The organism is Thermosynechococcus sp. B3, from assembly GCF_030323045.1.
In the GTDB taxonomy this organism is placed as follows: domain Bacteria; phylum Cyanobacteriota; class Cyanobacteriia; order Thermosynechococcales; family Thermosynechococcaceae; genus Thermosynechococcus.
The window spans coordinates 1,380,381-1,400,427 of record NZ_CP097584.1 but is presented as its reverse complement, the minus strand read 5'-3'; the positions used below and the strand labels follow the sequence as shown (position 1 = coordinate 1,400,427).

Here is a 20,047-nt window from a genome sequence, read left to right as displayed (position 1 = left end):
GGCATGCGCTAGAGTAGAGTCAGCGAGTTATTGACGAGGCAAAGCATGGGTTTACTTGATCGTGTCGGCATGGTGATTCGCTCTAATCTCAATGCCATTGTCAGTGCTGCTGAAGATCCAGAAAAAATCCTTGAGCAAACAATTATTGACATGAACGAGGACTTGGTGAAGTTGCGCCAAGCCGTTGCTCAAGCCATTGCTGCTCAGAAACGACTAGAGCAGCAGTACGCCCAAAATCTTAAGGATTCCCAACAGTGGGAAGAGCGGGCACGCCTTGCCCTCAGTAGAGGAGATGAAGCCCTCGCGTTGGAAGCCTTGAACCGTAAGAAAACTGCCGCAGATACCGCTGCCGCCCTTAAAGCCCAAGTGGATCAAATGGCAGTCCAAGTAAAAACCCTTAAGGACAACTTGACCGCCCTTGAAAGCAAAATTTCTGAGGCGAAAACGAAGAAGGAAATGCTCAAAGCGCGTGTCCGGGCAGCCAAAGCCTCTGAGCAGATTCATCAAGCGGTCAGCAAGGTGGGCACCTCCAATGCGATGGCGGCATTTGAGCGTATGGAAGATAAAGTCCTGCAAATGGAAGCCCGCTCCCAAGCGATCGCTGAACTGAGTGGCGATACTCTCGAAAGTAAATTCCAAGCGCTCCAAAGCAGCGCCAACAAACAGGATGTGGAATTTGAACTGCTGGAAATGAAGCGGCAGATGGGCTTGTTGCCCGATGCTTCCTCCGCGGGGACACTCCCCCAGACCGCCAGTGGCAGCAGTCAGTTAAATATTAATATCAACGTCTCTACTCCCGAAGTGCAGGACGCACCACGCCCCAGTTCATCCTCTCAGAGTAAATCTATTGATGACGATATGGCAGAACTCCGCCGGCTATTGGATAGCTAGTTGGAATGGGTCGCCTGGGATTCGAACCCAAGACCAATCGGTTAAAAGCCGAGTGCTCTACCGCTGAGCTAGCGACCCGCGCTGTTGCGCAGCTTTTCCAGTATAGAGAAAACCACCTTGAAAGACAAGGGGTTAGGGGCAAAGCCAGTGGGGAAATTCACAAAATTGTTCTCGGCTGAGGAGATGGATGCGCGGATGTGCCTCGGCTTGGGCGCGATCGCCAGCAGTGGTATAGCCCCATGTCGCCAAGAAGAGTTCTGTTTCCTCTAGTTCCGGTGTAGCCGCAACCTGTAACAGTGCCCCGAGGCGATCCTCAACAAACCACAGGGGAGCACCATAGGTTGACTGAAGCGCCTCAAGAATCACAGGTTTTGGCTGCTGTTGGTCTTTGCCATAGATCGCCCTTGGGGGAAAGGAGATGCCCGCTTGCTCTAGCAAATACGTAACAAAGCGCTGCTCCTTGGTGGTGACAATGGCGAGGGGTTGACCTTGAGTCTGCCAGCGTTGCAAAGCGGCTACGACACCGTCATAAAAGTCATGGAGCGCCAGCCAGCTTTGCCAGTCCGTTGCAATCCAGCGATCGCGCAGGCCGTCCACTCGTTCTCCCAAATCGGTGGCAGTGAGATGGTAGGTAGCAAGTAGGCGATCGCGCACCTTTGGCCAGTTTTGGAGAATCTCTTGAGTAGAGGTGCCTTCAACAATTGCTCGCAACAGGAGCGGCATTTCCCAACCCACCGTAATCACAGGGCGCAATTGACCAAATTGCCTTTCTAGTTCCTCTAGGGAAAGCACAAGGGGCTGCTCAGGCCACACCTGCTGATACACCTGCCAACTGGTTTGAAAATATTCTCGCAGGCCGTTGCAGAGGACGCCATCAAAATCTAAGGCCAGTAATGAAGGTAATATTCTTGGCATTGATGTCTATAACCTAACTGGGGCGGGAGGATTCGAACCCCCGAATGGCGGGACCAAAACCCGCTGCCTTACCGCTTGGCGACACCCCATTGCGTTGCTTTGTTAGCATAGCAAGTTTGGCTTGGTTTGTTCAAGGGATGGACTGATTTTTTTCGTGCCTAAATGCTGTAATACAGGGGAAAGGACTTTGCCTCCCTTGGCTTAATAAAGACCTGTTGCTGGGGTTCAAGGCGCAGCTCGTCAAATCGCTCTCGCGATAGGTGAGCCATCAGCTCCTGTCCATCATCTAGGCGCAGTTCCACCTGAATTTCCCAACCCAAGTGAATGATGCGGTGAATGCGAGCTGAGACGGTGTTACCATTGGGACTCGTCTCAATGATGATGTCGCGCGGGCGCAGAAAAATATCGCAGTGGGCAGCCGTGCCTTCGCTTTGCTGAAAGACGCGGGAGCGCAGGACATTCACAGGGCCAATAAAGCTCATCACAAAGGGGCTAGCAGGATGGTCGTAAATTTCAGCGGGGGTACCCACCTGCTCCACTTGGCCTTTGTTCATGACGACAATTTGATCCGCGACTTCCATAGCCTCCTCTTGGTCATGGGTCACGAAGACCGTTGTCACATGGACATCATCGTGGAGGTGGCGTAGCCATGCTCGCAGTTCCTTACGTACCTTGGCATCGAGGGCACCAAAGGGTTCATCCAGCAATAGCACCTTGGGTTCTACGGCAAGGGCACGGGCAAGAGCCACCCGCTGGCGTTGTCCCCCAGAGAGCTGAGAGGGGTAGCGATCGCCCAAGCCACCCAACTGCACCAACTCGAGCAACTCCTCAACCCGAGCTTTGATCTTGGCACGGGGCACCTTGCGCAGCTCTAGGCCAAAGGCGATATTTTGGCGCACAGTCATGTGCTTAAAAAGGGCATAGTGCTGAAAGACGAAGCCAATATTACGTTCTTGGACACTTTGATAGGTGGCGTCCTTGCCCGTGAGCAGAATTCGGCCAGTGTCGGGCATCTCTAAACCCGCAATCAGCCGCAGTAAGGTTGATTTGCCGGAACCTGAAGGCCCCAACAGCGCCACCAAAGAGCCACTGGCAATATCCAAATCCACCTGCTTGACCGCTTGAAAGGAGCCAAAGGACTTAGAAACGTTTTCAATAGTGATGCCCATAGCACTGCTAGCAATACTCTAGTTTCTCTATAAGATTACCGTAGTTTTGAAGCCCTGTGTCTTTGCCCACAGGGCAAACGCATACTCAGACAATGGCATGGCAACGCACCGCCTGCGCCAACCGCTCTACCCCACCGTCAAGACTGAGTAGAATACAGATGCCGTGGATTGCCCTTGAGGCTCAAAACATATAGCTATTCCAATAAAGAATGAGACATTATCCAGCACAATACTTGCGAATCACTTCATCCATAGAACAGTTTAACCCTGCATACATCCGCGCTCGCTTCAGCGCACTGAAGTCGTGCTCAATCACATTCAAATCAAGAGAGTATTTCGGTAAAAATAACACCTCGTGACCCGCCGCTTTCACCACTGCCTGAATCGCCCCTTTTGGATGAATCGGTGCATTATCCATCATCAACAACGAACGTTTCTCTAACGCTGACAAACAGTACTGACTCAGCCAGCTCACAAACCCTAACGCATTCAAATATCCTGAAAACAGCATCGACGCTATGAAGTCTTTCTGGTGTCTATACCGTCCTGCGACTACACTCTCTCTTTTCTGACGCTTCCCAACTCGCTCTCCATTAATTCGTTGGCCTCGCGCTGACCACCCATACTCACACGCCACTCGAGAGTCAAACCCCGTCTCATCGATAGACACCACCGTTTCCTCCCCATGGCTCTCTACCCATGTGTCGAGCTGCTGTTGATACGCTTGCCGCTCTGCCTCACACCGTTCTTGGTAACGTATCTGTTTTTTTTCGGGTGATGCCCATCTGGTCGAGGGCATAACTAATGGTGGAAACTTGAACGCCAAATCGCTGGGCAGGGTCGATAAACGGTCATCGGGATGGGCAGCAACATCCGCTGCTAAGACTGCCCAATCCAGTTTCCAAGGACGACGGGGGACAACCGTGGGCGCTAAGTCGTCTCGCTTCAGCCAGCGATGGATGGCGGCGCGACTGACCTGAAAGATTTGAGTTGCTTCACTGATTTTGCCACCTTGCTTGATATAGGAGACAACCCGCTCTCGTCAGTCCAAGCTATAGCTCATATTCTTGAGTAACATTCATGACGCTTTGAGTATAGCCTATCCCTCTTGAAAATATCTCACTCCTTTTCGAAATTAATAGGAGCTGATGCAGGTGGTCTGTTCACCTGTTGCTTGAGGCCATCTATTTTTCGCTGAATACTGGAAACAGCAAAAAAGGGGAGTAACGGGATTGACCCCAAAAAGCCGATAACTAGGCAGCTAAAGACCACATCTTGCCACTGGTGTAGAATACCGTTCGCCACCAAAAATAGGGGAATAGCAGTTACACCAAGATACAGAAGAATAAATAGCCCCTGCAAAATCCTTGGCCAGACCCAGTTCCCTAGAGAAATGTCAACCACGATGACAATAATGCCCAGAACCGCCATTTCCCACTCGGTTAGGGTGTCAATATTACGCAAACTCTGAAGCAAAGCATCAAAACTTGGCAAGTCTGGCAACACAGCAATCACTCCAAATCAAAGGGCTACAAAATTTTCCTAGGCACTAGCATACACTCAAATAAAATGGGGTCAATCAACATTACAAAAATATTTTTGAGACTGCCTTCGATGGCGATCGCATGCCATCAACGATGATCCTGACGCTTGGGGGTGCCAATCTTTAGATTAACTTTTGTTGCGTAGTTAAAATTCTCTGTTCATAAGTCCTGTAAGTGGTGTAGGGTTGACAGCATCCCTCTAACGGCTGCAATTGTGAATTCGCCGCACACCTTCACATTAGGCTTGCGTAAGCTTGGCCTACGAGTCATGACTGAGTGCTCTCCAAATTCATAATTAGCAATTTGTAGGCTTCACTCTAGCAATTAAAATACTGATGAACTGTTGGGAGAAGAGTCTTATGCATCGCCCCTGTTTTCTGAGGCTAAAGCTCTACCCAATAAGTTTATTTTTGACTGCTGCCAGTGGTCTATTGCCACTCCTAACGGCTCAGCGCGCCCATGCTCAAACTTCACCTCAAACCAGTAACATCAACGTTCAGGCGACGGTGAAGGCAGCCTGTGTGATTAAGGGCGTTCAGGATATTAACTTTGGCACCTATGATCCCCTCGGTACCCACTACACCCAAGCGCTAGATGCCCAAGGTCAGGTGAGTGTGCAATGCTTACCGGGCACCCAAGCAACCATTCGGCTGAATCAGGGGAGTTATCCTGCTGCTTTGTCCAGTTGTCTTGTACCGCTGCGGCGTATGGCTTTTGGCTCCGCTCGCCTTCCTTATTTTTTGTATCGGGATAGTTCTTACTCCCCTCTTGACATTTGGGGCTGTAACTTCCTGAATGATGTGGACTACAGTGCGACCAATGCTAGCGTCAAAGACATTATCGTGTACGGCCGCATCCCATCGGGTCAAGCTCTTGCACTTTTAGGGACTCTGAATCAACTGACACTGGGTACTTATACCGATACGGTTCAGATTATTGTTTCTTTCTAAAGGAAAGATAAAACCTCCGTGAAATCACGGTAGGCAAGGGGGGGTATGCTGTAGTATTGTTGCTGCTAGTGTGTGTTGTAAGCTCACCGCGAGTCATCCCTAAAGGCTTGCTACATTCAGTATCAAAGTAACATCAAAGATTGAAGTGTAAACTTTTTGTTGTTCTCATAAGGGGTTTGGCGATGACTTTCTCATTCCTGCTCAAACGGATTCTTCTCAGTCTATTTCTTGCCGCTGCGGGGGGAGTGTTGCCTCTATTAATGGCACAGAGGGCAAAAGCCCAAACTTCGCCCCAAACAGCTAACATTCAGATTCAAGCAAAAGTCAACCCAGCTTGCAAAATTACGGGTACTCAAAATATCAACTTTGGCACCTATTCTCCATTGGGTGCCCACGCAACAACGCCCCTAGATGCCCAAGGCAAAGTCAGCGTTCAGTGTTTACCCAAGACCCAAGCAACTATCAAACTGAGCCAAGGAAATAATTCTGCATCAGGGTCTTCCTGCGCCAGTCCCAAGCGCCAGATGGCCAGTGGTACCGCCCGTCTTCCCTATGGACTATACAAAGATTCTGCAGCAACGGGGATTTGGGGATGCGATGCCAGTAATGATGTCGAGTACACTGCACCTAATGCCTTGCCCAAAGACTTCACTATCTACGGCCGGATTCCAGCAGGAAACAGCCTACCCGCAGGCATCTTGAATCAACTGACACCGGGAACGTACGGTGACACAGTTCAGGTCATTGTCTCGTTCTAAGGTCTGTTTTCCATTCGGGTGGCGGTTTGCCCTGCTAGCTACTCTCTTTGCTCTTGGTCTGAGTTCAAGAGTAGCTGCACAATCCTCAGAGTTTTATCTGAATGCGGTGCAGGTGTTTCTCTCACCGCGTCAGCGAACGGCATTGTTGACCCTGACCAATACGGGGCAGGTGCCGATTAACTTTGAGATTAGTGTCCGCCGCTGGCAGCAAACCGCCGATGGTCGAGAAGAGCTTACAGAAAGCGATGGCAATGTCGTGGCTTTCCCTGTCTTGCTGTCGGTACCGCCGGGAGAACAGCGGACTTTACGGGTTGGGGTACGGCAACCGGCAACCACTGAAGAGCAAACCTATCGTCTGTTGGTGACAGAACTGCCCCCAGCCAATGTCTTAGAAACCCAAGGGGCAGCCATTCGCATTATCAAGACCTTTAGCTTGCCAGTTTTTGTCCAACCCGCCAATATCCAGCGCCAAGGCGAAATTTTGAATGGTCGCGTCGAAGGGGGCAAATTAAGTTTTGTCCTGCGCAATAAAGGCAATGTCCACATTCAAACCCTTGGTATCACTGTTCAGGGGCTGAATGAGCAGGGAACAGTGGTGTTCGAGCGAATGCTGGAGTCGGTGTATGTGTTGGCCGATCGCGATCGCCCCTTTAGGAATATTCCTCTACCACAAACCAACTGTGCCCAAGTGCGCCAAGTCAAATTACAGTCTGTGGGCACCAACCCCTCCCTTACAACTGAAATTTCTACTCCCAACGGCGTTTGCGCTTAGTAGCCTCCTGATGGCTGCTCCAGTCTCTGCCCAAGCAGAAGTCTCTGCCATTTATACCCTTGAGGTGAATCGCGTTACCAAGGGGGATGTGATTGTTTTGGTGCGTGGCGACGATGTGCTCATCCCTGTGCAGGATCTAGTGAATGCCGGTCTGAGGGAGATTGGCGGTCGCCGCGAAATCATCCAAGGCATTGAGCACGTCTCCTTGCAGTCGTTGGCACCGCAGATGACATTCCAGCGGGATGATGCCAACTTAGTGCTACGGTTACAGGTGGGAGCAGCCCAACTGCCACAAACGGTCATTGACTTTAACCCGAGTAATGAACCGCCGGGGATTCGCTATAGCCAACCCTTAAGTGCCTACCTGAACTATGGCGTTTTTTGGAATAACTTTGAACAACTGACGGCTGCCAGTGAAGTGGCGATTAGCTTTGGTGGCAATGCCCTTACCTCAACGCTGGGGTTGACTGCCGATGGCAACCTGCAACGGGGACTCACTGCTTTTAGATTGGATCATCGGCGCCATCTCACGACTTTGACCCTAGGGGATGCGTTTATCAGCAGTGACCTGTTGGGCGGGGGTGGCCTTTGGGGGGGCATTGTTTGGGAACGCAACTTTGGCCTTAGCCCTTACCTGATTCGCCAACCCGCCTTTGACTTTCGGGGTGAGGTAACCACCCCCAGCAGCGCAGAAATTTACCTGAATAACTTGCTGATTCGGCAGGTGACGTTACCGCCGGGGCCGTTTATTCTCAAAAATTTGCCCGCCTTTGGGGGCTTTAATCGCTTGCGAATTGTGATAAAGGATGCTGAGGGCAATCAACAGGTCTTTAGCCGTAATTTTGTCCAGTCGTTTACGTTATTGCGCCCCGGACTATCGGAGTTTATTGTGGCTGCCGGTGCCGAGCGGGAAAATTTTGGCACGGAGAATTTCAGCTACGGAGATCAGGGGCAATTTTTGGCGGCCTATCGGCAGGGCATTTTGAATAACTTGACCCTGGGGGCACGTCTGGAAGGCAATGGCGATCTTTTGAATGCGGGCTTGAACCTGAGTACGGCGATTCCCATTGGCACGCTGGATGTGGCGGCGGCGGTGAGTACCACTGAGGGAAAATTGGGGAGTGGGATTGCTGTTGGCTACAACTATCCGGGGCGGCGGCTGGCCTTTGGTGGTGGGGTGCGCCTGCTCAGTGGCAACTATGTCAATACTGGCTTGGGTTTGGGGGACGATCGCCCGCAGTTAGAGGGCTTTGCCAATGCTACCCTCAGTCTGGGGTCGCGGCTAACAATCAGTGGTCAGTACTTTTTTACCAACCCCCGCGATCAAGGGGTGCGGCAACAGGCAACGATTCTCGCTCAAGTGCAACTCCGTCGCAATCTCAGTCTATACCTGCAAGGTTCGCGCTTCCTCTCTGGCAGTGATCAGCCAGTGAACCAAATCAGTGTTACATTTAACTACTTTCTGAACAATGCGGTGACACTTAACACCGGCTGGCTGCAACAGGGAAATCAGGGGGTTCCTTTCCTCAAGGTCTCGCGATCGCTCCCAGCGGGCGTCGGCTATGGCTATCAGGGACAGGTGCTTCAGGCCAATGAGCAGGCCTTTGTCAGTGGCACATTTTCTTACAATGCCCCTTGGAGCCGCTACCAAATTGGCTACGCGCAGGCAGGGGATACAGGACAGGCGCAAGTGGTGGTGGAAGGGGGATTCGTCACAATTGGCGGTGAAGTTTTTGCCACGCGACCGGTGCAGGGGAGTTTTGTCTTGGTGGATGTGCCCAATGTGGGGGGTGTGCGCACCTACTTAAGTAATCAAGAAATTGGTCGCACGAATCGTCGCGGTAAAATTTTGATTCCAGACTTGCTGCCCTACTACGGCAATGCCTTGCGGATTGAGGATCAGGATATTCCCATTGATTTTGCCATTGGCCGCACCGAGCTACTGATTGCACCGCCTTTTCGTGGGGGAGCGATCGCCCGCTTTGATGTCCGCCCCAGTCGCAACTATGTCGGACGAGTGGTGATTTTGCGGGGCAGTGAGCGGATCATTCCCAATTTGGGACAACTCACCCTAGAACGCAACAAGGAAAAAATCCCATCGCCCCTCTCGCCAAGGGGAGAATTTTACTTTGATACCCTAGAAGCAGGAACCTACACTGCTGAAGTGACCTACGAGCAACTGCGCTGTACGTTCCAACTGACACTGCCACCCAGTGACGATCTCTTTACTGACGTAGGGGAAGTTTCATGTTCGTTGCCCGACTCGCCACGATAGGATGCATCACTGGCCTCAGTTGCCTTGGGTATTGGGCAGCCGCACAGGCGCAGGGGACGGGTTGTCAGTTTCAAAGTGTGACCGGTTTGAACTTTGGGAGCTATGATCCTTTTTCGCCCATTCCTCTGGATACCACTGGTCAAGTCCAGTTTGTCTGTGTGGGGGGTGGGGCTGGTAGCTTTAACAACCGCCCCGTAACGGTTCAACTAAGCCAAGGGGGCAGCAATAGTTTTACACCGCGACAAATGAGCAGTGGGAGCGATCGCCTGAACTATAACCTCTACCTCGATGCTAATCGCAGTATCATTTGGGGCGATGGCACTGGGGGCACACAGCAAGGGGGACCGTTTATTCCCGGCAACAATGTCCTCAATACACTGACGATCTACGGTCGCATTCCTGCCCAGCAGTGGGTTGCCCCCGGCCTCTACACCGACTCACTGCGGGTGACGATTATTTTTTGATGTTTTGGAGACGTCTAGGGGGGTGGGTTGAGTCGCGCCACCAACGTTTCAGGATGCAGCGCCGAGAGAACGACAATCTCCCCATCCAAGACCAGTACGGCACGAGTCCGCCGGCCGTGGGTGGCATCAATGAGGTGATGATGCTGCCGTGCTTCGAGAATCAGGCGTTTAATCGGGGCAGAGTCGGGGCTGACGATCGCCAGCAGTCGCTGCGGCGAGACATAGTTGCCAAAACCAATGTTTAGCATTCCGCCCGATGGTAGTCCTGAAGTGCCCGTACCCCGAGGGTTGAGGTTTGCAGGGTTTTAATGGCGGCAGCCGTCGCCTTGGCACCGGCGATTGTCGTCACAATCGGAATCTTGTAGGCAAGGGCGGTGCGACGAATCAATTGGGCATCGGTACGGGCTTCCTGACCCGAAGGCGTATTCAGAATCAGGTGAATCTGCTCATTTTTAATCGCATCGAGGACATGGGGACGCCCTTCATGAAGCTTGAGGATGAGTTCAATATTACTCAGACCCGCCTCAAGCAGAGCATTGCGGGTTCCTTCGGTGGCAATAATCCGAAAGCCGAGGGACTGCAACTCCTGCACCACGGGCACAATCGCTGCCTTGTCGCGATCGCTCATCGATACAAAAACGGTTCCTTTCAAAGGTAACCTTTGATTGGCCGCCAGTTGAGACTTGGCATAGGCAGCACCAAAGGTCATGTCAATCCCCATCGCCTCACCGGTGGAGCGCATCTCAGGTCCTAGCACCGTATCGGTACCGGCAAATTTTTCAAAGGGCAGAACCGCTTCCTTAACAGCGACATGGTTGGGAATCTTCTCATCGAGGAAATTGAGTTCTGCAAGCGTTTTGCCTGACATCAGGCGGGCAGCCATTTTAGCAAGGGGAATGCCAATCGCCTTGGAGACAAAGGGCACCGTACGGGATGCCCGCGGGTTGGCCTCCAAAATATAGACCTGCTCCCCTTGTACTGCCAGTTGTAGGTTCATCAGCCCCACCACTTTGAGGGCCTTGGCGAGGGCAATACTCCACCTGCGAATGGTCTCCAACACGGTAGGAGAAAGGGATTGGGTGGGCAAGCTACAGGCAGAATCCCCAGAGTGAATCCCGGCTTGTTCGATGTGTTCCATAATCCCGCCAATCACCACGGTACCGCTGGCATCAGCAATGGCATCCACATCCACTTCAATGGCGTTTTCCAGATACTTATCAATGAGAATCGGTCGCTCTGGCTCCACCTGAACGGCTTCGTTCATATAGCGCTCCAATTCGGCATCAGAATAGACAATTTCCATGGCGCGACCGCCGAGCACATAACTGGGGCGCACCACTACGGGGTAGCTAATGCACTGGGCAATACTCAGGGCTTCGGCATAACTGCGAGCGGTGCCATTGGGGGGTTGGGGGATATTCAGCTCCCGCAAGATTTTCTCAAAGCGTTCGCGGTCTTCGGCAATATCAATGGAGTCGGGCGAGGTACCCCAGATTTGCGTTCCGAGGCGATCGCCATGGGTTTCGAGGTACTGCTGGAGGGGTAAGGCGAGTTTCAGCGGCGTTTGACCGCCAAACTGAATAATAATGCCGATGGGGCGCTCCACCTCAATAATGTTGAGGACATCTTCCTTCGTCAGGGGTTCAAAGTAGAGGCGATCGCTGGTGTCGTAATCCGTGGAAACCGTTTCAGGGTTGGAGTTGACCATGATTGTTTCATAGTCATCCGCCCGCAGCGCGTAGGAAGCATGGCAGCAGCAGTAATCAAATTCAATCCCTTGACCAATGCGGTTGGGGCCAGAGCCAAGAATCATTACCCGCGGCTTGCGGGGGGGCAATACTTCCGATTGCGGCGGCAGGGGTTCAACCTCACCCGTCTCCGGGTTAATCTGTTCCACCGGCCGCTCATAGGTGGAGTAGTAGTAGGGGGTGTAGGCCTCAAACTCGGCGGCACAGGTGTCCACGGTTTTATAGACGGGAACAACACCGAGGGATTGGCGATAGGCACGCACCTGATCATCGGTGGTTTTGGTGGCGTAGGCAATTTGGGCATCACTAAAGCCCTGCTGCTTGACCCGCCAGAGATCATCAGCGGTGAGTTGCTCTAGTTTGCTGCGCTTGAGGAATTTTTCCGTTTCTAGGAGTCCCTGCATCTGCCGCAGGAACCACGGATCAATGGCCGTCAGTTCGTAAATCTCCTCAACGGTCATCCCCAAAAGGAAGGCGTGGCGAATGGCAAAGATGCGATCGGGATTGGGTGTGCGCAGTTTCCCCCGCAGTTGCTCAAGGCTGGGGAGTTTTTCGGGGCGATCGCACCCCCAGCCGGCGCGTCCCGTTTCCAGCGATCGCAGGGCTTTTTGCAGGGACTCTTGGAATGTGCGGCCAATGGCCATGGCTTCACCAACGGACTTCATTTGGGTGGTCAGCACCGGCTGCGAGCCGGGAAACTTCTCAAAGGCAAAGCGGGGAATTTTGGTGACCACGTAGTCAATCGTGGGTTCAAAGCTAGCGGGGGTTTTCTTGGTAATGTCATTGGGGATTTCCGGCAGGGTGTAGCCCACGGCCAATTTCGCCGCCATTTTGGCAATGGGAAAGCCAGTTGCCTTAGAAGCGAGTGCTGAGGAGCGGGAGACGCGGGGATTCATTTCAATCACGATCACTTCCCCTGTTTCCGGGTTAACGGCAAACTGAATGTTTGATCCGCCCGTTTCTACGCCAATTTCCCGAATGATTTTGATGGCAGCATCCCGCAGCCGCTGATACTCTTTATCCGTCAGGGTTTGCGCTGGTGCGACAGTGATGGAGTCCCCGGTATGGATACCCATGGGATCCACGTTCTCAATGGAGCAGATAATGACCACGTTATCGGCCATATCCCGCATGACTTCTAGCTCATATTCTTTCCAGCCAATCAGGGACTGCTCAATGAGAATTTGCGAGACCGGGCTAGCCTCCAGACCAGCGGCAGCAAGCTCTTCAAATTCCTCTTGGTTATAGGCAATGCCACCACCGCTGCCCCCCAAGGTAAAGGCGGGGCGAATAATCAGGGGATAAACCCCAATCTCTTGGGCGATCGCCCGCGCCTCTTCGAGGGTATTGGCCAAGCCAGAGGGACACACCCCCACACCAATGCGCTGCATTGCCTCCTTAAAGAGCTTGCGATCCTCGGCCATTTCAATGGCTGGCAACTTAGCCCCAATCAGTTCCACCCCATAGCGATCGAGAACCCCCGATTTTGACAGAGCCACCGCCAAGTTCAGGGCCGTTTGTCCCCCCATTGTGGGCAGTAGGGCATCGGGGCGTTCGGCGGCAATGACTTTTTCCACCATTTCCGGGATGAGGGGTTCAATGTACGTGCGATCAGCGGTCTCAGGATCCGTCATGATGGTGGCGGGGTTGGAGTTAATCAGGATCACCTCGTACCCTTCCTCGCGCAACGCCTTACAGGCTTGGGTTCCCGAATAGTCAAATTCACAGGCTTGACCAATGACAATCGGACCCGAACCAATAATGAGAATTTTTGAAATATCGGTACGACGAGGCATAGGGACAACGCAGCCAAAGGATTTCAATCACGCCTTCCCTATCCTACACTCCCCCTTGCGATCGCGCCTGTTCTGTTAAGTTGAAAATCACTCGGTCACCAGCTCTGAGGGCGATTGGTGTTAGGATTTACTCACATTCCTATGAGGGTGGGACACATTCCAGCGACTGCGGCCCCACAGCAATGTCAAGATCAACGACGGTACGCCAACATCGTAAAGCCAAATCCCCCAGCCAGCATTGTAGGGGGCAAAATTTCCCAGCAACATCTGTTGGTAGTGGCCATAGGCACATCCCAACACATAGACCGAGAAACCAATCCCTGTTGCTGACCAAAACAATCCTCGTTGCCAAATACAGAGCAGGCCAAGAATCCCAAAGGCCAGATTCGCCATTGCGACCTCAAATTGGAAAGGACTCCCCGGTAACCAGCCAATTTTGCGAGCCGTCGCTGCAGCATCAAACGTATGCACCAACGCACTCATCACCCCCCCAATTCCCACAAAAATAACCAGTAGGTACAGCAAGCTGACATGGATGATCCCTGCCCGTGTACGCTGGTGAGGCTGTCGCCACAAATGCAGACCAATGCCAAGAATAGTCATCAGACTATAAAAAAGCCAAATCATGGTTGCATCCCTATAACAGCCGCAATAGAAAAACGATGACCCTTTTGTCAAACAGGGGGTACGTAAAGTAAAGGGGAGGTCATCCCGTTCCCTAGGAACTTTCACCGTTTTGAACCTATTCTATCCGAGTGAAGAGGAGAAGCTATCAGTGTTCCCAAAAGTACCTCTCAAGGAATGCTGCTGCCGCTAGGGAGTAGGGGTCGCAGATCCGGATCGCACGGCGGCAAGGGTTTCTGCTTGGTAAACCGTACCCGTTGACTCCACCAAACCGGCAATGCAGAGCTTAACGTTGCGGTTGTGCTGCACAAAAACTCGAAATCCACCCTTGTTGGTGCCACTATCCGTCGCGCCCGGCAAGTTATTGGTGCAGTTGGGACTCGTGTTGGCAATGCCATCAATTAACGCATTGGGGGTAGAGTCACCAATTTTTTGGCGATAGAGAATCATCGGGCCTCGCCACACCACATTGCTTGTCTTGGGACGGGTGTAATAGGCCACACGGGTTGTGCTGGCCAAAGTGCCGTTGTCCTGCTCCTCGAGGTTATCCGCTGGTTTTTCCATAAACATCACCAATTGGTAGCCACCACTTGGAATCGTCCAATCGGAGGGTGCCGTGGTTGAAATGCGAATGGCTGAGCGAATATCATCGGAGATAAAGTCGAGGGCGCGGCTCAGGTTCATGCGGGTAATTGCCTGCTCTTCAACACGACGATTGTTTTGCAGGATAGCCACCATTGCCCAACCACTCATGGCCACAACAATACCGCCAACGGCAGCCGCTACCAGTAACTCCGTCAATGTAAAGCCGCGATTGCCTCTGCGCCAGACCTGCATCTCCCTGCTCCTTAATCGCGCGCTTGACAGTTAGCGGCAGTTGCACCCGTGGTGTCCGTTGCGAGGTAATTGCCCGTACGCATTATCCCCAATCCTAAAGACACCACCAAACAGCGCTGAAGGGTGGGATTATTGGTAGAAGCAATGACAATAGTACCTGTACTACTGGTGCGCCCCTGAAAGCCAAACCGTACGGCGGCAGTTCCTATTCCTCGACGCAGGGTCACGTTTTCCAGTTGGCGGGAGCCATTGGGCAGACATTGGGGTGGATCCCCCGCGATAGTGGGATTGGTGCCTGTGTTAATCGTCACTCGACAGGTTTGGTTGCGCCGCATTGCCTCCCGTTGCGCTTCCCGCAGTGCCCCCTCTAGGCTTTCAAGGGCTTGGTTGACCCGCTGCGTTTCTAGCCAATAGAGAAAGCTCGGCGTGACAGCCACCGCTAAAATCGCTGCCACCGTCAGGACAATCAAGATTTCAATCAGGGTCATGCCCTGCTCACGGACAGCGGAAAAATGCATTGGGCACCACCTCGGTTGATAGTTGAGCAACGACGCGGTTGTTACTATTGCGCACAGAATAGGCCAGTTCTAGGGTTTGGAAAGGTGCCTCAGCACGGGTGGTGGGTGTGCGCGTCATCGTAAACGTGTCATTGACAATGGGGCGACTATTATTGCTGCTGTTCATCGGCGGAATCAAGGTTTGCAGGTAGGCACCAAAGCCACCATCAATGCCATTGGTTTCATTGGCTTGAATCCGACAGCGGGCATAGACACGAGTACCCGCCCCCCGATAGCCCCCTACTGGCGAGTCCAAGGTAATCGTGTTGGCTGACATAGAGAGAATACGGCGTGTGCCCGAGTCCGAACCAATGAGAACGCGATCGCCCACTCGAAACCCATCCGTGGGTGAAGTTACTGGACAGGCACCCCCGGTGCGATACTCTGGGGGCATGGCTTGATCGTAGTCACTTTCACCGGGTTCGATGAGCGCCAACGTGAGGGTTGTATCCGTGCTTTGGGCAGAAGCGGCCAATTTGCGTTGGGCAAACTTTGTCTGGCACAGATCGTAGGCAACAATTTTGATATTTTCCAGATCGTCTTGGATCCAGTGACTGGCCTCGGCAAATTTGCGGGCATCCGCTTGGAAAAAGGCGGCCACCACAATGGCCTGCATGGCAGCGATGGTAAAGAGGCTAATCACCAGAATAGAAGCCAAAACCTCCGCAAGGGTAAAGCCTTGGGAACGTTGCTTTACCAGCCAGTGGAAACAGAGTTTATGGTGAGTCATCAACATCGCCTCCGGCGTTTAGTACTGGGCTAAGCGGTTCCAGTTGCTGGCTTCCGTGGTGCGTGCCACCACAATTGAAGCATTGGTATAGTTGCCCCCTAGGGCTTCAGGCAGGCGATCGGGCACCGCAATTTCCGCATTGTTGGAACTGGAACCATTCCACTCCTTGGCCCAAACAGCCCCAAAAATATCAGGTGTTCTGCTGCCGCCATTAATCCCCACTTTGGCATCCGGGGCATAGACAAAGACACTCCCTGCTGTGGCACCACCGCTGAGAGTAAAGGATTGATCAGGCGTGCTGTTGTTGGGGTCTGGGGGGTTGCCATAGATCCGCAGACGATCCGGTGTGCCGACACCCGAGGGAAGTCCCATATTAGCGCCGGTACCGCAGGTAGAAGAGTCTGGGGAACATGTATTGTCAATCCCTGCTTGGCCGCTGAGGGAGATGTTGCCACTGACGTAGAGGCGAATGGCATATTTAGTCGTATCAAATCTCACCCTCTCGTTACCACTAAGGTTAATGTTGTTAATGCGGTAGGCGTAGTAAACTTTGTTAGGATTGACGATTCGCTCCCCAGGCCGTAGGGGATCGGGAATAAAGAAGGGAATGTTGGGATCGGGGTCAACGTAGGGGCGATCGTCGGGACGGGGAAAGTTTTGGTCAGTTGTCCTACCTGTAACGTCCTGTGAGTTTTGGGGAGGATTTCTGCCCTGTCCTGGAATCGGAAAGTTGGCGTAGGCACCCTGACTATAGCCGCCTGCCGCTTCTAGGGCTTCCCTAAAGTCAGTGACTTGACTGGAGGGTAACCAACTGGGCAGCGTGGTCAGGGGAACACTCCCTAGCACGGAACCACCCACCGCAGCGGGCACTTCAGGAAAAGGCGGTAGGTTAATCTTGTTGATGGCGATCGTCCCCTCAATAATCGCGTTATTGAGCGCTCCGATGGCACTGCGCAGTCCCTGTTGGGTCGGCTGGCCATTTTGGCACTGGGCTTGGGGAACCACACAGTTGGCAGGATTGGTGCAGATCACGTTGCCGTTGACGGTGCCAAAGACATCATTGTTGCCGAGGTTAATGCTTTGTGCCAGCAGGCCAGGGAAGTTGGAGGGCACGCTGCGATCCGTAATCACCATCTTTTGCAAGATGAAGGCATTCGCCGGCGAGTTATTGGGCAAGCGACCTTCGATCAACAGGTGTCCTGTTTGCGTTGGCGCATCGTAGAGATAGGAGAGAATACGGTAATTGCCCTGCACAGGGGTGCCAATTGTGCCGTTGAGGACAATCGTATTTAGGTTATCGAGGGTAAAGCAGGGGGGCGCATCAGAACCAAGGCTCGCCGCTGTCCATTCATTCACAGCAGGAACATTCAAACCCGTGGTATTGGGCTGACCCACTTTTGTTGCATCCGCTGCGCGACTGATCAGGTAGGGGCGGGCAGGATTAAAGTTCGTATTGTTAGCGGGGTTATAGGTGCGGCGCAGCAGAATCTGGTAGTTGCCATTGAGTAAGCCAAGGGTACGGGCCATACCGCCTTCAGCCACCGCAAAGGCCTGCTGAGTTTGTTTTTGCAAGCTAGCAGTGCTCACATCCAGTTGCGATCGCGAGAGCAGGGTTAGGGCAACCACAATCATGATCAGTCCCATGCCCAAGACCAAAGGCAGAGTAAACCCCCGCTGCCGATACCCCGAACGGGGATAGCGACGTTTCAGTGAGCGCACCAGTTTTTTCATCATTGGCCTGTCCTCTATTGTTCTATTATTGCCTATTGCCCCTATTGCCCCAACCTTAACCTTTGCTCTATCAATATATCTTGACTAGAAGAACTTCGTTGCTGCTGATGCTGAGTTGAATATGCCCTCAATTTTTGGCTTTTATACACAGTTGATATAATTTAACCGCAAACTTGAGAGAGGTGATGTAATCTCGCTCACATCCATGTCCTGCTCCCTATTATACCTTTCCCCAAAAGGCTCCATTTCAAGGGTACTCCAGCATAGAAGTGGCGAATCTCTCTGTTAGGGACAAGTCCAAACCTTATCAAATTCACTCATACTGGGCTTCAGTGTAAATAAACTTGAATAACTCTTGCACAAAGGAGCAACCTCTTGAGGAGACATGGGTACTTACGCTTTAGGGATTGGTTCAATTTGCAGCAAGCACACACCTCACTCCCTACCGAGGCACTGGCGGCACTGACAACATTTCTAACGATGGCCTACATCCTGCCGGTGAATGCGCAAATTCTTTCCAATGCTATTTTTTTAGCGCAACCACAGGATTTGCAGGGGGAGTTAGTGATTGCAACCGCAGTATCGGCGGCAGTGGGTAGCATGCTGATGGGGATTTGGGCAAATTACCCGATTGCGTTGGCCCCCGGCATGGGGATCAATGCCTTTTTTGCTTTTGCGGTGGTGGGGCAAATGGGGTTGCCTTGGCCATTGGCGTTGAGTGCTGTTCTCCTCGAGGGCATTGTGTTTGTGCTGCTGACCCTAACGGGGGTGCGATCGCTGATTGTAAATATGATTCCCATGTCCTTGAAGGTGGCGATCGCTGCCGGGGTGGGGCTATTTATCGCCTACATTGGCCTTAGCAATGCGGGAATTATCATTGCTGATGCTGCTACGAAAACAAAACTCACCACCTTTGACACATGGCCACCCATCCTCGCTGCCCTTGGGATTCTTTTGACGGCGTTTCTCTGTGCTAAGGGGGTGCGGGGCGCGATTTTTTGGGGAGTGATGATGACTGCCTTGGCTGCATGGCTAGTGGGAGCTACCCCTTGGCCGACAGGTTTGATCCAATGGCCGCAATGGCCGTCCCATCTCTTTGGTCAAGCCTTAGTGGGTTTTGGACAATTACAACCGCAGCAGTTGGGGTCTTTTCTCTTGGTCACCTTGGTACTGCTTTTTACCGATATGTTTGACACCGTGGGCACGCTCTCTGCGGTGGGGGTACAGGCGGGGTTTCTCAATCAGCAGGGACATTTCCCCCGCGCTTTGGGAGCCTTTATGGCGGATGCAGTGGGGACAATTGTTGGCGCCCTCTTTGGCACTTCCACCGTGACCACCTATATTGAATCGGCAGCAGGCATTGCCGTGGGGGGACGGACGGGGCTAACGGCGCTGATGGTGGGGGGCTTGTTTTTGCTCTCACTGCTGTTTTTGCCGATTACGACCGCCATTCCCAGTTTTGCGACGGCACCGGCCTTGGTGCTGGTCGGTGTCTTTATGGCGCGATCGCTCCCAGACATTCCTTGGTCTGATCTCACGGAAGCGATTCCTGCTTTTTTAGTGGTGTTGGTGATGCCCTTGAGCTACTCCATCAGTGAGGGGCTAGCGGTGGGATTTATTAGCTATCCAATCGTGAAATGGGCGGCAGGCAAAGGGAGAGAAGTGCATCCTGCTCTCTGGGGATTGGCGGTTATCTTTATTGCCCACTACTTTTGGCGTTAGACAGGATCTAAGATAGGATGCTTCTGAACTGATTGGAACCTAACTACCTATGGATCTCAAATCCCTGATTCGCGATGTCCCAGACTTCCCTAAGCCGGGCATTTTGTTTCGGGATTTAACAACGCTGCTGCAAAATCAGGCGGGGCTGCGCTACGTCATTGACCAATTGGTGGAAAAACACGCCAACGATGGCATTGACTATGTGGCTGGCATCGAGTCACGGGGATTTATTTTTGGCGCTCCCTTGGCCTATCGCTTGGGAGCCGGCTTTATCCCTTTGCGCAAACCGGGTAAACTCTGCGCGCCGGTCTATGCTGTGGAGTATGAGCTAGAGTATGGGCGCGATCGCCTCGAGATGCACCAAGATGCCATTGAACCAGGGCGGCGGGTGTTAATTGTCGATGACTTGATTGCCACAGGGGGCACAGCAGCAGCGGCGGCGGGTCTGATCCAAAAAGCACAAGCTGAACTCCATGGCTTTGCCTTTATTGTTGAGCTGACGGACTTGGGAGGACGGCACAAACTTCCCAATGTGCCAATTACCACCCTTGTAACCTATTAGGT

19 protein-coding genes, 2 tRNA genes and 1 pseudogene are annotated in these 20,047 nt (G+C 52.6%); 8 read left to right on the top strand and 14 right to left on the bottom strand.

Going from position 1 to position 20,047, the window contains the following annotated elements; all coding sequences use genetic code 11:
* Positions 1–45 precede the first annotated feature (45 nt).
* Positions 46–891 (top strand): PspA/IM30 family protein, encoded by an 846-nt coding sequence (locus M0646_RS07060; RefSeq protein ID WP_286649445.1) that lies wholly within the window; start codon positions 46–48, stop codon positions 889–891.
* Between the two features lie 6 nt (positions 892–897).
* Here the strand turns inward: M0646_RS07060 and M0646_RS07055 are convergent.
* From M0646_RS07055 to M0646_RS07030, 7 genes and pseudogenes are all read right to left on the bottom strand, one after another.
* Positions 898–969: transfer RNA gene (locus M0646_RS07055), tRNA-Lys, on the bottom strand.
* Positions 970–1,023: 54 nt separating this feature from the next.
* The gene (locus tag M0646_RS07050) at positions 1,024–1,806 is read right to left on the bottom strand and encodes an HAD family hydrolase (protein ID WP_149819420.1); all 783 of its coding nucleotides are present in this window, start codon (positions 1,804–1,806) and stop codon (positions 1,024–1,026) included.
* A gap of 17 nt (positions 1,807–1,823) precedes the next feature.
* Positions 1,824–1,895 (bottom strand) — tRNA-Gln (locus M0646_RS07045).
* Between the two features lie 69 nt (positions 1,896–1,964).
* Positions 1,965–2,975 carry a sulfate/molybdate ABC transporter ATP-binding protein gene (locus tag M0646_RS07040; RefSeq protein WP_149819417.1) on the bottom strand — a complete coding sequence of 337 codons (1,011 nt, stop codon included), beginning with the start codon at positions 2,973–2,975 and terminating at the stop codon, positions 1,965–1,967.
* A 217-nt stretch (positions 2,976–3,192) separates the two neighbouring features.
* Positions 3,193–3,774 (bottom strand): transposase, encoded by a 582-nt coding sequence (locus M0646_RS07035; protein ID WP_399374786.1) that lies wholly within the window; start codon positions 3,772–3,774, stop codon positions 3,193–3,195.
* 12 nt (positions 3,775–3,786) lie between these two features.
* Positions 3,787–3,960: pseudogene (locus tag M0646_RS13210) on the bottom strand (IS630 transposase-related protein); the annotation flags it as partial.
* Between the two features lie 134 nt (positions 3,961–4,094).
* Positions 4,095–4,481 (bottom strand): hypothetical protein, encoded by a 387-nt coding sequence (locus M0646_RS07030; RefSeq protein ID WP_286625081.1) that lies wholly within the window; start codon positions 4,479–4,481, stop codon positions 4,095–4,097.
* Positions 4,482–4,929: 448 nt separating this feature from the next.
* On the opposite strand from M0646_RS07030, the gene M0646_RS07025 reads away from it, so the two are divergent.
* The 5 genes from M0646_RS07025 to M0646_RS07005 all read left to right on the top strand — a co-directional run bounded on the left by M0646_RS07025 (position 4,930) and on the right by M0646_RS07005 (position 9,738).
* A complete protein-coding gene (locus M0646_RS07025) occupies positions 4,930–5,469 on the top strand; it encodes a spore coat U domain-containing protein (RefSeq protein WP_286649444.1) in 540 nt (179 codons plus the stop codon).
* Between the two features lie 182 nt (positions 5,470–5,651).
* The gene (locus M0646_RS07020) at positions 5,652–6,227 is read left to right on the top strand and encodes a spore coat U domain-containing protein (protein ID WP_286649443.1); all 576 of its coding nucleotides are present in this window, start codon (positions 5,652–5,654) and stop codon (positions 6,225–6,227) included.
* Positions 6,228–6,333: 106 nt separating this feature from the next.
* Entirely contained in the window at positions 6,334–6,999 is a 666-nt protein-coding gene (locus tag M0646_RS07015; protein WP_286625078.1) for a molecular chaperone, read from the top strand.
* 10 nt (positions 7,000–7,009) lie between these two features.
* The gene (locus tag M0646_RS07010) at positions 7,010–9,274 is read left to right on the top strand and encodes a fimbria/pilus outer membrane usher protein (protein WP_286625077.1); all 2,265 of its coding nucleotides are present in this window, start codon (positions 7,010–7,012) and stop codon (positions 9,272–9,274) included.
* Complete coding sequence (locus M0646_RS07005) at positions 9,247–9,738, top strand: spore coat U domain-containing protein (RefSeq protein WP_286649442.1); 492 nt, start codon at positions 9,247–9,249, stop codon at positions 9,736–9,738. Before M0646_RS07010 ends, M0646_RS07005 begins: the two co-directional genes overlap by 28 nt.
* Before the next feature lie 14 nt (positions 9,739–9,752).
* Here the strand turns inward: M0646_RS07005 and M0646_RS07000 are convergent, their stop codons facing one another.
* The 7 genes from M0646_RS07000 to M0646_RS06970 all read right to left on the bottom strand — a co-directional run bounded on the left by M0646_RS07000 (position 9,753) and on the right by M0646_RS06970 (position 17,764).
* Complete coding sequence (locus M0646_RS07000) at positions 9,753–9,986, bottom strand: DUF370 domain-containing protein (protein WP_149819402.1); 234 nt, start codon at positions 9,984–9,986, stop codon at positions 9,753–9,755.
* Complete coding sequence (gene carB / locus M0646_RS06995) at positions 9,980–13,282, bottom strand: carbamoyl-phosphate synthase large subunit (RefSeq protein WP_286649441.1); 3,303 nt, start codon at positions 13,280–13,282, stop codon at positions 9,980–9,982. The genes M0646_RS07000 and carB overlap by 7 nt, the downstream gene beginning before the upstream one ends.
* A gap of 120 nt (positions 13,283–13,402) precedes the next feature.
* On the bottom strand, positions 13,403–13,909 hold the full coding sequence (locus M0646_RS06990; protein WP_149819398.1) for a DUF6790 family protein: 507 nt from the start codon (positions 13,907–13,909) through the stop codon (positions 13,403–13,405).
* 186 nt (positions 13,910–14,095) lie between these two features.
* A complete protein-coding gene (locus M0646_RS06985) occupies positions 14,096–14,743 on the bottom strand; it encodes a type II secretion system protein J (protein WP_286625075.1) in 648 nt (215 codons plus the stop codon).
* Between the two features lie 11 nt (positions 14,744–14,754).
* Entirely contained in the window at positions 14,755–15,261 is a 507-nt protein-coding gene (locus M0646_RS06980) for a GspH/FimT family pseudopilin (protein ID WP_286625074.1), read from the bottom strand.
* Entirely contained in the window at positions 15,239–16,030 is a 792-nt protein-coding gene (locus M0646_RS06975) for a prepilin-type N-terminal cleavage/methylation domain-containing protein (RefSeq protein WP_286625073.1), read from the bottom strand. Before M0646_RS06975 ends, M0646_RS06980 begins: the two co-directional genes overlap by 23 nt.
* A gap of 18 nt (positions 16,031–16,048) precedes the next feature.
* Positions 16,049–17,764 carry a hypothetical protein gene (locus M0646_RS06970; RefSeq protein ID WP_286649440.1) on the bottom strand — a complete coding sequence of 572 codons (1,716 nt, stop codon included), beginning with the start codon at positions 17,762–17,764 and terminating at the stop codon, positions 16,049–16,051.
* A 414-nt stretch (positions 17,765–18,178) separates the two neighbouring features.
* On the opposite strand from M0646_RS06970, the gene M0646_RS06965 reads away from it, so the two are divergent.
* A complete protein-coding gene (locus M0646_RS06965) occupies positions 18,179–19,483 on the top strand; it encodes an NCS2 family permease (RefSeq protein ID WP_226971901.1) in 1,305 nt (434 codons plus the stop codon).
* A gap of 49 nt (positions 19,484–19,532) precedes the next feature.
* Entirely contained in the window at positions 19,533–20,045 is a 513-nt protein-coding gene (locus tag M0646_RS06960) for an adenine phosphoribosyltransferase (RefSeq protein ID WP_149819388.1), read from the top strand.
* Positions 20,046–20,047: the final 2 nt, after the last annotated feature.

What these genes read in the sequence shown, in the direction of transcription:
- M0646_RS07020 (WP_286649443.1), top strand. Translation starts at nt 5,652, where the DNA reads ATGACTTTCTCATTCCTGCTCAAACGGATTCTTCTCAGTCTATTTCTT.
- M0646_RS07005 (WP_286649442.1), top strand. Translation starts at nt 9,247, where the DNA reads ATGTTCGTTGCCCGACTCGCCACGATAGGATGCATCACTGGCCTCAGT.
- M0646_RS06970 (WP_286649440.1), bottom strand. Translation starts at nt 17,764, where the DNA reads ATGATGAAAAAACTGGTGCGCTCACTGAAACGTCGCTATCCCCGTTCG.
- M0646_RS06960 (WP_149819388.1), top strand. Translation starts at nt 19,533, where the DNA reads ATGGATCTCAAATCCCTGATTCGCGATGTCCCAGACTTCCCTAAGCCG.
- M0646_RS07010 (WP_286625077.1), top strand. Translation starts at nt 7,010, where the DNA reads ATGGCTGCTCCAGTCTCTGCCCAAGCAGAAGTCTCTGCCATTTATACC.
- M0646_RS06985 (WP_286625075.1), bottom strand. Translation starts at nt 14,743, where the DNA reads ATGCAGGTCTGGCGCAGAGGCAATCGCGGCTTTACATTGACGGAGTTA.
- M0646_RS07000 (WP_149819402.1), bottom strand. Translation starts at nt 9,986, where the DNA reads ATGCTAAACATTGGTTTTGGCAACTATGTCTCGCCGCAGCGACTGCTG.
- M0646_RS07060 (WP_286649445.1), top strand. Translation starts at nt 46, where the DNA reads ATGGGTTTACTTGATCGTGTCGGCATGGTGATTCGCTCTAATCTCAAT.
- M0646_RS07050 (WP_149819420.1), bottom strand. Translation starts at nt 1,806, where the DNA reads ATGCCAAGAATATTACCTTCATTACTGGCCTTAGATTTTGATGGCGTC.
- M0646_RS06975 (WP_286625073.1), bottom strand. Translation starts at nt 16,030, where the DNA reads ATGACTCACCATAAACTCTGTTTCCACTGGCTGGTAAAGCAACGTTCC.
- carB (WP_286649441.1), bottom strand. Translation starts at nt 13,282, where the DNA reads ATGCCTCGTCGTACCGATATTTCAAAAATTCTCATTATTGGTTCGGGT.
- M0646_RS06990 (WP_149819398.1), bottom strand. Translation starts at nt 13,909, where the DNA reads ATGATTTGGCTTTTTTATAGTCTGATGACTATTCTTGGCATTGGTCTG.
- M0646_RS06980 (WP_286625074.1), bottom strand. Translation starts at nt 15,261, where the DNA reads ATGCATTTTTCCGCTGTCCGTGAGCAGGGCATGACCCTGATTGAAATC.
- M0646_RS07035 (WP_399374786.1), bottom strand. Translation starts at nt 3,774, where the DNA reads ATGCCCTCGACCAGATGGGCATCACCCGAAAAAAAACAGATACGTTAC.
- M0646_RS07040 (WP_149819417.1), bottom strand. Translation starts at nt 2,975, where the DNA reads ATGGGCATCACTATTGAAAACGTTTCTAAGTCCTTTGGCTCCTTTCAA.